The 13,165-nt window shown below is 69.5% G+C and carries 11 protein-coding genes; 6 read left to right on the top strand and 5 right to left on the bottom strand.

Annotated elements, in window-relative coordinates:
• The first annotated feature begins 7 nt into the window (after nucleotides 1-7).
• Genes OG205_RS02045 through OG205_RS02035 form a run of 3 tightly spaced genes read left to right on the top strand, consistent with a single transcriptional unit; the run spans nucleotide 8 to nucleotide 3,686 of the window.
• The gene (locus OG205_RS02045; protein ID WP_330274497.1) at nucleotides 8-1,810 is read left to right on the top strand and encodes an FAD-dependent oxidoreductase; all 1,803 of its coding nucleotides are present in this window, start codon (nucleotides 8-10) and stop codon (nucleotides 1,808-1,810) included.
• Nucleotides 1,807-2,814 (top strand): maleylacetate reductase, encoded by a 1,008-nt coding sequence (locus tag OG205_RS02040; RefSeq protein ID WP_330274496.1) that lies wholly within the window; start codon nucleotides 1,807-1,809, stop codon nucleotides 2,812-2,814. Before OG205_RS02045 ends, OG205_RS02040 begins: the two co-directional genes overlap by 4 nt.
• Nucleotides 2,811-3,686: a dioxygenase family protein gene (locus tag OG205_RS02035; RefSeq protein WP_330274495.1), complete on the top strand. Its 876-nt coding sequence runs from the start codon at nucleotides 2,811-2,813 to the stop codon at nucleotides 3,684-3,686. The genes OG205_RS02040 and OG205_RS02035 overlap by 4 nt, the downstream gene beginning before the upstream one ends.
• On the opposite strand, the gene OG205_RS02030 is transcribed toward OG205_RS02035, so the two are convergent.
• Complete coding sequence (locus tag OG205_RS02030) at nucleotides 3,680-6,691, bottom strand: amidohydrolase family protein (RefSeq protein ID WP_330274494.1); 3,012 nt, start codon at nucleotides 6,689-6,691, stop codon at nucleotides 3,680-3,682. The two genes, OG205_RS02035 and OG205_RS02030, sit on opposite strands and share 7 nt — an antisense overlap.
• 142 nt (nucleotides 6,692-6,833) lie before the next feature.
• Here OG205_RS02030 and OG205_RS02025 point away from each other — a divergent pair, with 142 nt between their 5' ends.
• Complete coding sequence (locus OG205_RS02025; protein WP_330274493.1) at nucleotides 6,834-7,133, top strand: hypothetical protein; 300 nt, start codon at nucleotides 6,834-6,836, stop codon at nucleotides 7,131-7,133.
• Between the two features lie 21 nt (nucleotides 7,134-7,154).
• On the opposite strand, the gene OG205_RS02020 is transcribed toward OG205_RS02025, so the two are convergent.
• The gene (locus OG205_RS02020; RefSeq protein ID WP_319981050.1) at nucleotides 7,155-7,544 is read right to left on the bottom strand and encodes a hypothetical protein; all 390 of its coding nucleotides are present in this window, start codon (nucleotides 7,542-7,544) and stop codon (nucleotides 7,155-7,157) included.
• 189 nt (nucleotides 7,545-7,733) lie between these two features.
• Between OG205_RS02020 and OG205_RS02015 the strand changes: the two genes are divergently transcribed.
• Nucleotides 7,734-8,888, top strand: a complete 1,155-nt coding sequence (locus tag OG205_RS02015; RefSeq protein ID WP_330274492.1) for a metallophosphoesterase — start codon at nucleotides 7,734-7,736, stop codon at nucleotides 8,886-8,888.
• Here OG205_RS02015 and OG205_RS02010 read toward each other — a convergent pair.
• From OG205_RS02010 to OG205_RS02000, 3 genes are all read right to left on the bottom strand, one after another.
• Nucleotides 8,875-9,405: a histidine phosphatase family protein gene (locus OG205_RS02010; protein WP_330274491.1), complete on the bottom strand. Its 531-nt coding sequence runs from the start codon at nucleotides 9,403-9,405 to the stop codon at nucleotides 8,875-8,877. The two genes, OG205_RS02015 and OG205_RS02010, sit on opposite strands and share 14 nt — an antisense overlap.
• Nucleotides 9,402-10,316: a hypothetical protein gene (locus OG205_RS02005; protein WP_330274490.1), complete on the bottom strand. Its 915-nt coding sequence runs from the start codon at nucleotides 10,314-10,316 to the stop codon at nucleotides 9,402-9,404. Before OG205_RS02005 ends, OG205_RS02010 begins: the two co-directional genes overlap by 4 nt.
• Nucleotides 10,317-10,638: 322 nt before the next feature.
• Nucleotides 10,639-11,391 carry an FHA domain-containing protein gene (locus tag OG205_RS02000; RefSeq protein WP_330274489.1) on the bottom strand — a complete coding sequence of 251 codons (753 nt, stop codon included), beginning with the start codon at nucleotides 11,389-11,391 and terminating at the stop codon, nucleotides 10,639-10,641.
• Nucleotides 11,392-11,443: 52 nt separating this feature from the next.
• Between OG205_RS02000 and OG205_RS01995 the strand changes: the two genes are divergently transcribed.
• Nucleotides 11,444-13,135 carry a serine/threonine-protein kinase gene (locus OG205_RS01995; protein WP_330274488.1) on the top strand — a complete coding sequence of 564 codons (1,692 nt, stop codon included), beginning with the start codon at nucleotides 11,444-11,446 and terminating at the stop codon, nucleotides 13,133-13,135.
• Nucleotides 13,136-13,165 lie beyond the last annotated feature (30 nt).

The raw sequence follows: 13,165 nt of genomic DNA, 5'->3' as shown, positions 1-13,165 counted from the left end.
TTCCGTCATGGTGACTTTCCACGACGGTCTCACCGACACGTCCCCGCCGGCGAGCACAGTGGTCGAGACCGATGTGCTGATCGTGGGATCGGGTCCGGCCGGGGCCTCCGCAGCGCTGTTCCTGTCCACTCTGGGCGTTCCGAACATCATGATCACGAAGTACCGGTGGACCGCGAACACCCCTCGCGCGCACATCACCAACCAGCGCACGATGGAGATCTTCCGCGACGTCGGCATCGAGGACCAGGTGCTCGCCGACGCCACGCCGCACCACCTGATCGGCGACACGGTGTTCTGCACCTCGATCACCGGCGAGGAGATCGGCCGCATCCTCACCTGGGGCAACCACCCCGCCCGGCACGCCGACCACGTGCTCGCGTCGCCGTCGCTCAACTGCGACATCCCGCAGACCTACCTGGAGCCGATCCTCGTCCGCAACGCCACCGCACGCGGCACGCAGACGCAGTTCAGCACCGAGTACCTGGGGCACACGCAGGACTCCGACGGCGTGACCGTGCGGGTGCTCAACCGGCTGACCGGGACCGAGTACACGATCCGTGCCAAGTACCTGATCGGCGCGGACGGCGCGCGGTCCGCCGTGGCCGCCGACCTGGACCTGCCGTACGAGGGCCAGATGGACGTCGCCGGGTCCATGAACATCACCTTCAAGGCCGACCTCTCCGAACTCTGCCGGCACCGGCCTTCGGTGCTGTACTGGGTGATCCAGCCCGGTGCGAACGTCGGCGGGATCGGCGCCGGGCTCGTGCGGATGGTGCGGCCGTGGAACGAGTGGCTGATCGTCTGGGGCTTCGACCTCGCGCAGGGCGTGCCCGAGGTGAGCGACGACGACGCGTTGCAGATCGTGCGCAACCTCGTCGGTGATCCGGCACTCGACGCGGAGATCACCGGAATCTCGTTGTGGGGCAACAACGAGCAGTACGCCACACGGTTGCAGCACGGGCGGGTGTTCTGTGCGGGGGACGCCGTGCACAAGCATCCGCCGAGCAACGGGCTCGGTTCCAACACCTCGATCCAGGACTCCTACAACCTGGCGTGGAAGCTCGCTCTCGTCCTCAACGGACAGGCCGGCTCTTCGTTGCTGGAGACCTATTCCGACGAACGCGCTCCGGTGGCGCGGCAGATCGTGACGCGGGCCAACAAGTCCGCTCGCGAGTTCGGTGCTCTCTTCGAGGCGCTCGGGCTCGACGCTTCGCAGTCCGCCGCCGAGATGGACGCGCGCATCGAGGAGCGCAAGTCCGCCAGCCTCGCGGGTGCCGCCAAGCGCGCGGCCGTGCGGGAAGCCATGGAGCTGAAGAACTACGAGTTCAACGCGCACGGCGTGGAGATGGGCCAGTCTTACGTGTCCAGCGCGGTGGTCGCGGACGGCGGTGAGCAGCCCTCCCCCTCACGGGATCCCGAGCTGTACTACGAGCCGTCGACCTGGCCCGGAACACGGCTGCCGCACGCCTGGGTCGGTGACAGCAGGAGCAAGCTCTCCACTCACGACCTGGTGCCGTACGGGCAGTTCACGCTGCTGACGGGGATCACCGGCGAGGCGTGGGCCGACGCGGCGCAGAAGGCCGCCGACCGGCTCGGCGTGCCGCTGCGCACCGTGGTCATCGGGCCAGGACGCGCGGTCACCGACCTCTACTTCGACTGGTCGCGACTGTCCGGTGTGGACGAAGATGGAGCCGTGCTGGTGCGGCCGGACAAGCACGTCGCCTGGCGCGGCACGTCGTTGCCCGCGGACCCGGAGGCGGAGCTGATGTCCGTCCTGACCACGGTCCTGAGCCGGGAGGAGACCGCGTGACCTGGCAGTTCGAGCACGTCACGCTCGGCCAGCGGGTGCGGTTCGGCACCGGCACGGCGGCGGACGACGTGGCCGCGGAGGTCGCCCGCCTCGGTGCGCGGCGAGTGCTGCTGATCTCCTCCAAGCCCGTTCCCGAGGTGACGGCGAAGATCGACGTGGCCGCGCACTGCACGGACGTGGCTCCGCACGTCCCGGTGGAGAACGCCGAACGTGCCCGCGCACTGGCCGCCGAGTCCGGCGCGGACCTGCTGGTGAGCGTCGGCGGCGGCTCCACGACCGGGCTGGCCAAGGCGGTCGCGCTGACCACCGGACTGCCGATCGTCGCCGTGCCCACCACGTACGCGGGCTCGGAGGCGACCAACGTGTGGGGCCTGACCGAGGCGTCCCGCAAGACCACCGGCGTCGACGACCGCGTGCTTCCAGTGACCGTCGTCTACGACGCGGCGCTCACGTCGTCGCTGCCGCTGGAGCTGTCGATCGCCTCGGGCTGCAACGCGCTGGCGCACTGCGTGGACTCGATGTGGGCCCCGCGCGCCGACCCGATCAACCAGGCGCTGGCCCTGGAAGGCATTCGCACGTTGAGCCGTGGTCTTCGCCTGATCGGCGACGTCGAGGGTCGCGAGCTGCTGCTCTACGGCGCCTACCTGGCCGCCGTGGCGTTCGCGTCGGCGGGTTCCGGCCTGCACCACAAGATCTGCCACGTGCTCGGCGGCGCCTACAACCTCCCGCACGCCCAGACGCACACGGCGATCCTGCCGTACGTGCTGGCTTTCAACGCCCCCGCGGTCCCCGAGGCGGCCGCCAGGATCACGGAGGCGCTCGGCGGCGGGCTCATCGACCTGTACGACGAAATCGGTGCCTCACATGAGCTTCATGGCGTGCCCGATGTCCGCGAGGCCGCACGTCTCGTGCTGCCGTCCGTGCCTCCGTCGAACCCACGCCCCGTCACCGAGGACGACCTGATCTCCCTGCTCACCGCCGCCCAGAAGGGGCTCGACGCATGACCGCCCAGCACCGCATCGAGGAACAGCTCACCGACGAGGTCATCGCGTCGTTCGCGCGCACCCCGGACCCGCGGCTCAAGGAGCTGATGGAGGCGCTCACCCGGCACCTGCACGCGTTCATCCGCGAAACCCGCTTGACCGAGGGCGAGTGGACGCGGGCCATCGAGTTCCTGACCGCCGCCGGGCACATCACCGACGAGAAGCGGCAGGAGTTCATCCTGCTGTCGGACGTGCTGGGCGCCTCGATGCAGACCATCGCGGTGAACAACGAGGCCTACGAGAACGCCACGGAGGCAACGGTCTTCGGCCCGTTCTTCGTGGAGGAGTCGCCGCTGGTCGGTGCCGGCGGCGACATCGCCGGTGGTGCCAGCGGGACCCCGTGCTGGGTTTCCGGAACGGTTCGCGACACAGCTGGGAACCCGGTGCCGAACGCGCGGATCGAGGTGTGGGAGGCCGACGAGGACGGCTTCTACGACGTGCAGTACACCGACTCACGGGTGGCGGGCCGAGGGCACCTGTTCTCCGGCGAGGACGGCGGTTTCGCGTTCTGGTGCACGACGCCGACCCCGTACCCGATCCCGCACGACGGACCGGTGGGCGCCCTGCTCGACGCCGTGGACCGCTCCCCCGTGCGTGCCGCCCACCTGCACTTCATGGTGTCAGCGCAGGACTTCCGCACGCTCGTCACGCACATCTTCGTCGAAGGTGATCCGCAGCTGGAGATCGGCGACTCGGTGTTCGGGGTGAAGGAGTCGCTGATCAAGCGGTTCGAGGAGCAGCCGGCCGGTGCGCCGACGCCGGACGGGAGGGCGCTGGGCGACAAGCCCTGGGCGCGCTCCCGTTTCGACATCGTGCTTGCCCCGAGTCAGTGATCGCAGCAGACGCGCTCGGCCCACTCCGGTTCGTGCCACCAGTGCCTGTTCTCCGCTGACGGCAACGCCGGCAGCACGGTGGCGTGGGCGGTGAGCGTCTGCTGGTTCCGGTACGGCGCCAGCAATTCCGGGATGTCGTGGACCTGCCCGCCGACCGCGACCAGCTTGACGTTCGCGGCCGCCTTGATGTCGGTGAGCGGGTCGCCCTCCACGAACGCGATGTCGGCCGGTGCGCCCGGCTTGATCGTGCCGAGCGGCAGGCCCAGCCACTTCGCCGGGTTGCGGGTCGCGGTGATGAGCGCTTCCCTCGGGGTGAAGCCGAACTCGACCAGCGCGCGAAGGTTCGTGTGAGTGGCGGTGGCCGGGCTGTCGAGCGGCGCGTCGGTGCCGGTGATGACGAAACCGCCGCCCCGGTGGACCTTCAGGGCGAACTCGACCCAGCCGCGCAGGACGTCCAGCGACGACGTGCCGGCCGGGGTGCCCTGGTTGTTGGCGTCGGCGACGAACCGCTCGTACTCCCACAGCGGGTACAGCACGCGGGTGCGTTCGTCGGTGACGATCGACTTGTCCTTGGCGTACAACGCGCGTGACTGGAAGAGCGTGGGCGTGATCGACATGCCGGACGCCGTGAAGAGCGCGATCACGTCCTGGTAGGCGTGGCCCTGGCGGGTGACGGTGTGGGAGTAGCCGAGGCGGTTGGTGGCGCCGACGTGCTCCATGCCGTCCATGCCGAGGTTGGCGGCCGGGTAGAGGTAGTGGCTGGAGAGCGGGACCCGGGACCGTTGCACGGCGGCGCGCTGCAGCTCGACGGGCAGCCGGACGTAGGTCTTGATCAGGTCGTAGCCGAGCTCGTGGGCTCGGCGCAGTTCGAGGTCGAGCTGGGCCTTGCTGAGCGTCGGGCGCATGAAGTTGTAGTAGACGCGCGAGCCGTCCACTGCCTCGCCGGTCGCGTAGAACCGCGGCCCGGTGAGGGTTCCGGCCGCCAGCGCCTCGCGGGTCTCGACCATCTGGTAGACCGGGTCGCCGGGCGAGCGAACCGTCGTGATGCCGTACGCGAGCCACGTCAGGCCTTGCCTCGCACCCCATTGGCGCCCGCGCAGGTGCCAGTGGTTGTGGGCGTCGATCAGGCCGGGGATGGCGGTCAGTCCTGACGCGTCGACGTCGGCTTTGCCGCGCTGTGGCCGGATCTCCTTGACCTTGCCGTCCTCGACGACGATGTCGACGTTCCGCTTGAGCGCGTGCGCCTCGCCGTCCCAGTAGGCGCCGACGCGGATCACCTCGCGCTCGGGTGCCTTCGGCCTGCGCCACGTGAGGTCGTGCCGGATCGTCGTGACCCTGCCGTCCAGAGTGGACTTCCGGATGCGGCCGTTGTTCAGGTACACCAGCGAGTCGTTGCCGCTCCAGGCCAGCGAGTCGGTGACCTCGCGGGTGACCTGACGCGGTTCGGCGAGGAACTTGCCCCGGGCGTCGACCGGGACGACCCAGGCGACGCTCTCGACGACGAACGCGATGTTCCTGCCGTCCGGCGACCACACCGGGCCGTCGTCGCCCCGCGTCGCGATCGACCGGAACGGCAGCGGCTCGGTGTAGGTGAGGGCGCCGCCGACGAGGTCGACGAACAGCAACTGGCTGGTGCCTTCGCGGAACCGGCGTGAGAACGGCTTCACGGCGGCCAGTGCGACCGTGTTGCCGTCCTTCGACCAGGTCGGCCGGCCCGGCTGGAACAACGTCGGCGTGACCTGGCGCAGCCCGGCGGGTTCGGCCATCCAGACCTGCCCGTCGTGGTCCAGGTAGGCGACCTTCGTGCCGTCCGGAGAGAACCTGGGAATCGTCTGCGCGTGGGGTGCGGGCGCGAACGCCTTGTCGTCACCGGTTTTCAGGTCGCGGACCCGCAACTGCGGGATGCCGCCGCGGTCGCTGGTGTAGAGCAGTTTCGTGCCGTCCGGCGAGAAGTCCGGGTCGGAGTCGAAGTACCTGTTGTCGGTCAGCTTCGTCGCTTTGCCGCCGCTCAGCACGTAAAGGGCGTTGAGCGCGCGGAACGCGATCTTCGTGCCGTCGGGCGACACGACAGGGCTCGCGATGCCCTTCACCGCACCGCCGGTGAGGTTCTTCGTGCGGTGCTGGCGCCTGGTCGTGCGCACCGGAACCGTTGCCTCGAAAGGAATGTCCTTGACGGCACTGCCGCTGCGCGACCTGAGCTTGCCGTCCGCGGTGTAGAGGACGCTGTCGCCGTTCCAGATCGGCGCGAACCCGAACACGTCCTCCTTCGACGTGATCGCCGTCGTGCCGAGGATCAGATCGGCCTGACCGGGCCGCATCTGCGTGTAGCTGGCCTGGTCACCGGGTCCGAACGCGGCGCCGAACAGCTGCGTACCGGCCGGAGCCGTGACGAGCCGCTCGCGCTTGCCGTCCACCGTCACGGTGTCCACGGCAGCGTTGCCGACGGTGAAGATGATCCGCTTGCCGTCCGCGGACCACTGCGGCGCCGCGGCCTCGTCCGGCACCCCGGTCAGCTGTGTGATGGCGTTCGTGGCCAGGTCGAGCACGTGCACGCCGTAGCTGCCCGCCCGGTCGCTGACGAACGCGATCCGCTTGCCGTCCGGCGAGAACGCGGGCTCGCGATGGTCGTACTTACCTCGCGTGAGCTGCCTCAAGCCGTTGCCGTCGAGCCCGATCACGTAGAGGTGGTAGTTCCCGTCCCGATAGGACTGGAACGCGATCTGGTCGCCCGGTCCGAACGACGGCAGCGTGGCGTCCTGCAGCTCGTCGGTGAGTTTGCGCGCTTCCCCACCGGCGGAAGGCAGAACCCAGATGGCCGTGACGAGGTCGATGGCGAGCCACTTGCCGTCCCGCGACCGCGACACGGAGATGTTGGTGCCCTGCGTCAGTTTCACGCGTTCGCCCGGTTCCGCCCCCGCGGTCCCGATCGTGAGCGTGGACGCGGCGGTGGCGACAGCGGCGGCCTGGCCGGTGCGGGTCAGCAGTTCGCGGCGGGACAGTTCCATAGCGGCACACTCCCCAGTGTTGATCCCCTAGGAGATCCACCCTGGCACCGCCAAAGCCTTGCGCCATCGGCCATTCGGCCCAGCATCCACCTGATGGGACGATGCACGCTGACGGTTTCCCGTTCGACCGAAGGACCGAGCCGTGCCCGACCGACCTGAGATCGTCTGCATCTGCGGCTCTGCCCGGTTCGTGGACGAGATGCGTGCGGCGAACCGTGACCTGACCTTCGCCGGTGTCATCGTCGTCGCGCCGGGCGAAGCAGACGAGTTGGTCACCGACGAGCAGAAGACCGCGCTGGACGCCCTCCACCTGCGCAAGATCGACCTGGCCGACCGGGTCCTGGTCGTCAACCCCGGCGGGTACGTCGGCGAGTCCACGAGCAGGGAGATCGGCTACGCCCGCGCCACCGGCAAGCCGATCTCCTTCACCGATCCCGTCTGACCGGCAGACAGGGCCACAGCGCTAGAGGGCGAGCGCGCCCTCGATGCGAGCGACCATCGCGTCCTCGGCGTCGACGACCACGCCGTCGGCCTCGGCGACCTCGCGGCAGATCGCCAGCACACCGCGCGGGAAGTCGGCGGCGTCCTCGGGCGACTTGGCCGCCAGGGTCTTCATCGAGGAGCGCAGAGCCTCCAGGACGACCGGCTCGATCTCCTCGTCGGTGCCGGCGGGCACGGACGGGCGGGCGGCGCCCAGGACGCCGCGCAGGTCGGGCGACAGGTTCGCGAGCGCGCGCAGGCCGGCGAAGCGCTCCTCCAGCACGGGGCCGGGGTCGGCGTGGGAAACCAGCAGCATCGCGCCGTACACGGCGGTGCGCAGCGTGCGGCTCTCCTCGTCGGTGTAGAAGATCATGTGGCCCACTCTAGGTCGTCGGGTCAGGCGGGTGTTCCGGTCCTGATATGAGGATGCGCGGTCGGCCTGGCGGTTGCTCCCGAACTGGGAAAACGCCTGTGATGGACGTCTATCGGCCGCCAGGCGAACAAACTGACCGGTCTGTGCGTTGAGATGGTTTGAGAAAGCTCACCCCTGGAGGATTCGCGCATGACGACCACCGCTACCCGGCCCCGCATCACGGTTCGGCGGGTGGTGTTCACGCTCGTCCTCTTCACCGTGACGACGCTGCTGTTCTGGGTGCCGTTCGAAGGGCTGTTCGCGGCCAGCGCCGAGTGGCCCGACCCGGTCCGCCCGATCGCCGCCGTCGTGTTCGTCGCGGGTGCCATCGCGATGATCGTGCTGTTCACCCAGCGCGGCAGTGACCGCGCCGCCCGGATCTCCCAGTTCCTGCTCGGCTTCGTGTGGATCGCGTTCGTGTGGACGCTGATCTCCGACGTCGTCAGGCTCGGCATGGCGATGGCGGGCGTCGAGAACCCGTTCCGCTCCCGTTTCATCGCCGTGCTGCTCGCGGTCCTCATCGTCACCGTGACGGTGTACGGCGTGTACGAGGCGATGCGCGTGCCGCGGATCAAGCGGCAAGACGTGACGATTCCCCGGCTCGACCCCGCGTTCGACGGGCTGACGGTCGCCGTCATCACCGACACCCACTACGGCGCCATCAACCGCGCGAAGTGGTCGCGGGGCATGGTCGACGCGGTCAACAAGCTCGACGCGGACGTCGCCGTGCACGTCGGTGACATCGCGGACGGCACCGCCGACCAACGCCTGGAGCAGGCCACCCCGCTCGGCGACGTGAACACGCCGCACCGCTTCTACATCACCGGCAACCACGAGTACTACTCGAACGCGCAGGGCTGGATCGACCTCATGACCCGCCTGGGCTGGAAGGCGCTGCGCAACGAGCACGTGGCGCTCGAACGCGGCGACGCCAAGCTGGTGTTCGCGGGCATCGACGACGTCACGGCCGACCACTCCGGCGAGCCCGGCCACGCCGCCGACCTCACGCGCGCCTTGCGCGACGCCGACTCCACCGCGCCGGTCGTGCTGCTCGCGCACCAGCCGTCGGAGATCAAGAAGGCCGTGGACGCGGGCGTGGACCTGCAGCTGTCCGGGCACACGCACGGCGGCCAGATCTGGCCGTTCCACTACCTGGTGCGGCTGCAGCAGCCGGTGGTCGCCGGCCTGAGCAGGCACAGCGACCGCACCCAGCTCTACACCAGCCGCGGCGCCGGTTTCTGGGGCCCGCCGATGCGCGTGTTCGCGCCCAGTGAGATCACGCTCCTCACGCTCAAAGCGAGCTGAGGTGGCCTGAGTCGTTGAACCTGATCAGACGGGGTGACTCGCCGGTCGTGTAGCGGATGACCGTCAGGGCCGCGTTGTCGTGGTTCAGCGTCAGCCACCGCTCGGGCGGGGCGTCCAGCGCGTCCCGCACGAGCCAGCTGATCAGGAACGAGTGCGTCACGACCAGCACGGGACCGTCGCCGGGCCGGGCGAACCGCGTCTCGGCCTCGTGCGCCAACGCGGGCCCGCGGGTGCGTTCCGACTCGGGGAACTGCTCGAAGAACTCGTCGTGATCAGGAACGAAGTGCGGCATGTAGTCGCCCGCCGCGGCCTCGACCCTGCAGGGCACGTGCAGCACTTCGGCGATGATCGCCGCGGTCTCGGTGGCCCGGGGCAACGGACCGTGGTGCACGGCGGCGAAACCCGTGCCCCGCAACCGTTCCGCGAGCGCCTCGGCCTGCTTGCGGCCCCGTGCCGTCAGCCGGGACTCGTCCTTCGTCGCCTCGCCGTGCCGAACCAGATGCAGATCTCGTGTCACGCCGTGCAGTCTGCCTTGATGGCACTGGCGGCGTGATGGGCGTAGGTCGGTCCGGAGCCGGTCCAGTCCTGACCTCGGGTGAGCAGCTGCACGGTCAGGTTTCCGCTGGCCTTGAACTTCCCGGCGCTGACCCACTGACCGCGCTTCTCGACCTGCTTGATCGCGAACGACGCCAGCGGGGTGCCGCCGACACTCGCCCGGTCGAAGACGTAGTACACGGTCGGGTTACCCCCGACCTCCTCCAGGCTGCCGTTCGGGACGTGCACGGAGACGTCGCACGTACCGGTGACCGCGAACGTCCACTGCCCGTAGGCGGAGCTGTCGTCCTTGCGGGAGTCGCCGGACATCGGGATCGACACGAACGTCGAGCCGCACTTGCCGTCGCCGTGGTCGACCCAGCCCTTGCGGCCGTCGCGGTACGAGCCGACGTTGCTGTAGCCGCCGCAGCCAGGACCGGTCGTGAACGACTTGGCACCGCCGGGAGCCCTGCCCGTGTCCCCCGCGGGCGGCGGGGCGACGTTCTGCGTGGTCGTCGGCACCAGGCCCAGCGCGGACGAGGCCAGCGACGGGTCCATGCCGTTCGACGGCGACTCCGCCGGCAGTTCCTCCGGCGGGGTGATCAGGCCGGGGATGTAGCTGTGCGAGGGCTGCGCGATGTCCGTGCCGCCGTTGCCGGAGCCCCCGTTGAACGTGACGATCGCGATCCCGCCGAGAACGAGGAGCGCGGCGATGGCGGCGATCGCGGCGGCGCGCGGCTTGAGCGGACCGGCCGGCGGTTTCTGCTCCTGCTCCGGAAAGTCACCGGCCGCGGCCCACCGGGCGGCTCCCCTGGCGCGTGCGGCCTCCATCAACGCGGGGTCGGGCGCCAGATGACGCTCGGTCGGTGGTTCGTCGGGGAACTGGGTCGGCACGGAGCGCAGTGTGCCAGGGACACAGGGCCACCTGAACGTGTGGTTCTTTCACGAACGGGTTGTTTGAACTCAATGGACCGCACGCTGTGCAGTTCGTTAGCCCGTTTCGTCTACGTACCGTCACGAACACTGGTCCGTCCGGCCCCTCATTCCTGACTCGTGAGTCAGGCTAAGCACCGTCTCGCACCTGCGCACACCCGCCGCGCCGCCCCCGAAAAACCGGATCTTGTCCCGGTTTCCGTGTCACGGGACGGAAACGCCTGAAGAACGCCTTGATCTCGTTGCGTTTCAGGGCAACAGAACCGGTCAAGTGCCGCCAGGTTCAGGACAGGGCGTCGATCAACGCAAGATCTGGCGGCACCAGGGTCGTCGACAGGACGAGTTCCCGCATCAGGTTGTCGTTCAACGCGTTCCCGACCGGCTCGCCGACCTCCTCGCGGACCAGTCCCGGCACTCCCTCGCGTGACAGCCGGGCCCTGACCGCGGCCACCATGTGTTCGACCTTCTTGTGGCTCCACTGCTCCGTTGGCCGCAGTTCGGACATCACCACGGCGACGTGCTGGCGCGCCAGCGGCTGAGGGTTCGCCTCGTGCATCAGGTAGCGCTGGCCGAGCACGACCAGAAGCAGCCGTTCGTCGTCGGTCAGCCGCCATCGGCGCGGAGGTTCGGTCATGGCGCCGTGCGGCACGGAAGGCTGGCCGCCGTCCGGTCCCGCCACGTACAGCTCCAGCAGGTGCTCGCGGTCGCGGGTGCCGCGGATGAACAACGGCGTGTAGCCGCCCACCAGCGGCACCGGGTCCTCTTCCGGGAACAGCCACCGCGACTTCGGCAACCGGATCGGCAGCCGGCCGAGGTTGCTGACCCACCACGACCCGTCGCGGCAGGTCAGGGCGCCGTGCCGGCGGGACACCCGCAGGTCGCTCTCCCCGACGCAGATGTCGACCTCTGGCCGGTTGCGGCCGAACACCACGGTGTGACCGTCGACGGGAGCGCTGTTCACGCGTCCGGCGAGTGCCAGCGCCACGATCCCGCCGGGCACCGTCTGCGGCACTTGCCGCGCGAGGCTTTCGTACATTCTTCGCAGTCTGCACCCGCCGTTCGGGGACCTGTCCCTAAGATCCTCGTTCGTGGGTGAGCGGACTGTCGCGGACCGTTACCGGCTGGAGGAGCACCTCGGCTCGGGCGGCATGGGTGAGGTCTGGCGTGCGACCGACCTGGAACTGCACGAGACGGTCGCGCTGAAACGGACGGACGACGCCGCTCGTGAGGCGCGCATCGGCACCGAGCTCAGCCACCCGAACGTGATCACGGTCCACGGCACGGTGGTCGACGGCGCCGAGCAGTGGCTGGTGATGGAGTACCTGCCGTCCCGCACGCTGGCGGAGATCATCGAGACGGACGGCCCGATCTCGCCGGAGCGCGCCGCGAAGATCGGCGCGCAGCTCGCGGACGCGCTGACCGCCATGCACACCAAGGGAATGGTCCACCGCGACGTCAAGCCCGGCAACGTCCTGGTCGCCGAGAACGACGTGGCGAAGCTCAGCGACTTCGGCATCTCCCGGTGGTCGGAGGGCACCCGCGTCGGCGGCGGTGACGTGGCCGGCACGCCCGCCTACCTCGCGCCCGAGGTCGCGGACGGCCATGAGGCGCGGCCCGCGTCCGACGTCTTCGCGCTGGGCGCCACGCTGTTCGCCGCCGTCGAGGGCACCTCGCCGTGGGGTTCGCCGGACGCGGGCGCGCAGGAACAACTCCGGCGTGCCAAGGCCTACGACATCACGCCCGCGCGGAACTCCGGCCCGTTCGGCGACGTGCTCGCCCAGCTGATGCGGCGCGATCCGCAGGACCGCCCGGCCACCGAGAACGTCCGGCCGCTGCTGGAGGGTGTCAGGCTGCCGAAACCGTGGCGCCGCAAGGCGACCGTAGTCGGCGCCGCCACCCTGGTGGCCGTGCTCGTGACCGGCGCGGTGATCTACGCGAACCTCCCGGCGGCCGGCACCGTCGGCGACCCGGCCACGATGGACGTCTGCGGACTCGCCGCAGGCAAGGACGACTACCAGCGGTTCAACGCCCGCGACGCCGGCACGGGCGCGGAGAAGTCGTACTGGTTCAACGGGTGTGCCACCTGGGTCTCGTTCGACGAGAAGGGCGACGACGGCGTGGTCGTCGAGTACTCCGTCAAGCAGTTCGCCCCGTACGGCGCCGCGAAGCCGACCGGAGCCCTGGGCCAGATCGAGCAGGGCACCTCCACCAAGGACATCTGCACGAAGACCATCAGGATGGTGGACGGCAACCTCCTGCAGATCGACGTCAAGACGGGCGGGACCTCGGATCGTCCCTTGTGCGAGATCGCCGACGTCGCCGGTGCGCACGCACGGACCGTGCTCAGCGAAGGCCAGATCCCGCGTCGCTCGCAGCCGTGGCCGCAGGACTCGCTCGGCGCGCTCAACGCCTGCGGTCTGCTGGGCAAGGACGAGATCCGGGCCCAGCTGGAGGCCGAGGCGACGCCTTATCCGTGGAACGAGCTCGGCAACTGGGGCTGTGGCTGGGACTACCGGCGGCGCACGGCGTCCATCGAGTTCAGCCGGCAGGGCCCGTTCGAGCCTGACGACGGCACTCGGGTCGATGTCGGCCGCGGGCTGGGGGCCGTCTACGAGCCCGAGGACGGCGCCTGCGAGGTGTCGATCCTGCACAAGGCCGTTCAGGAAGAGCGGTTCGAGGTCGTCGTCGTGATCCTGGCGGACGAGAACGCCAAGGACTCCGCCGCGCTGTGCCCGGGAGCGATCTTCCTGGCGAAAGCGGTAGTGGCCAAGCTTCCCTAGTGTCCTGAGTCGTTAATTCGGCATCAGCAC

The organism is Lentzea sp. NBC_00516 (genome assembly GCF_036346835.1).
GTDB classification, from domain to species: Bacteria; Actinomycetota; Actinomycetes; order Mycobacteriales; family Pseudonocardiaceae; genus Lentzea; species Lentzea sokolovensis.
The sequence above is the reverse complement of the archived record's forward strand: the minus strand, read 5'-3'. Positions and strand labels throughout refer to the sequence as shown.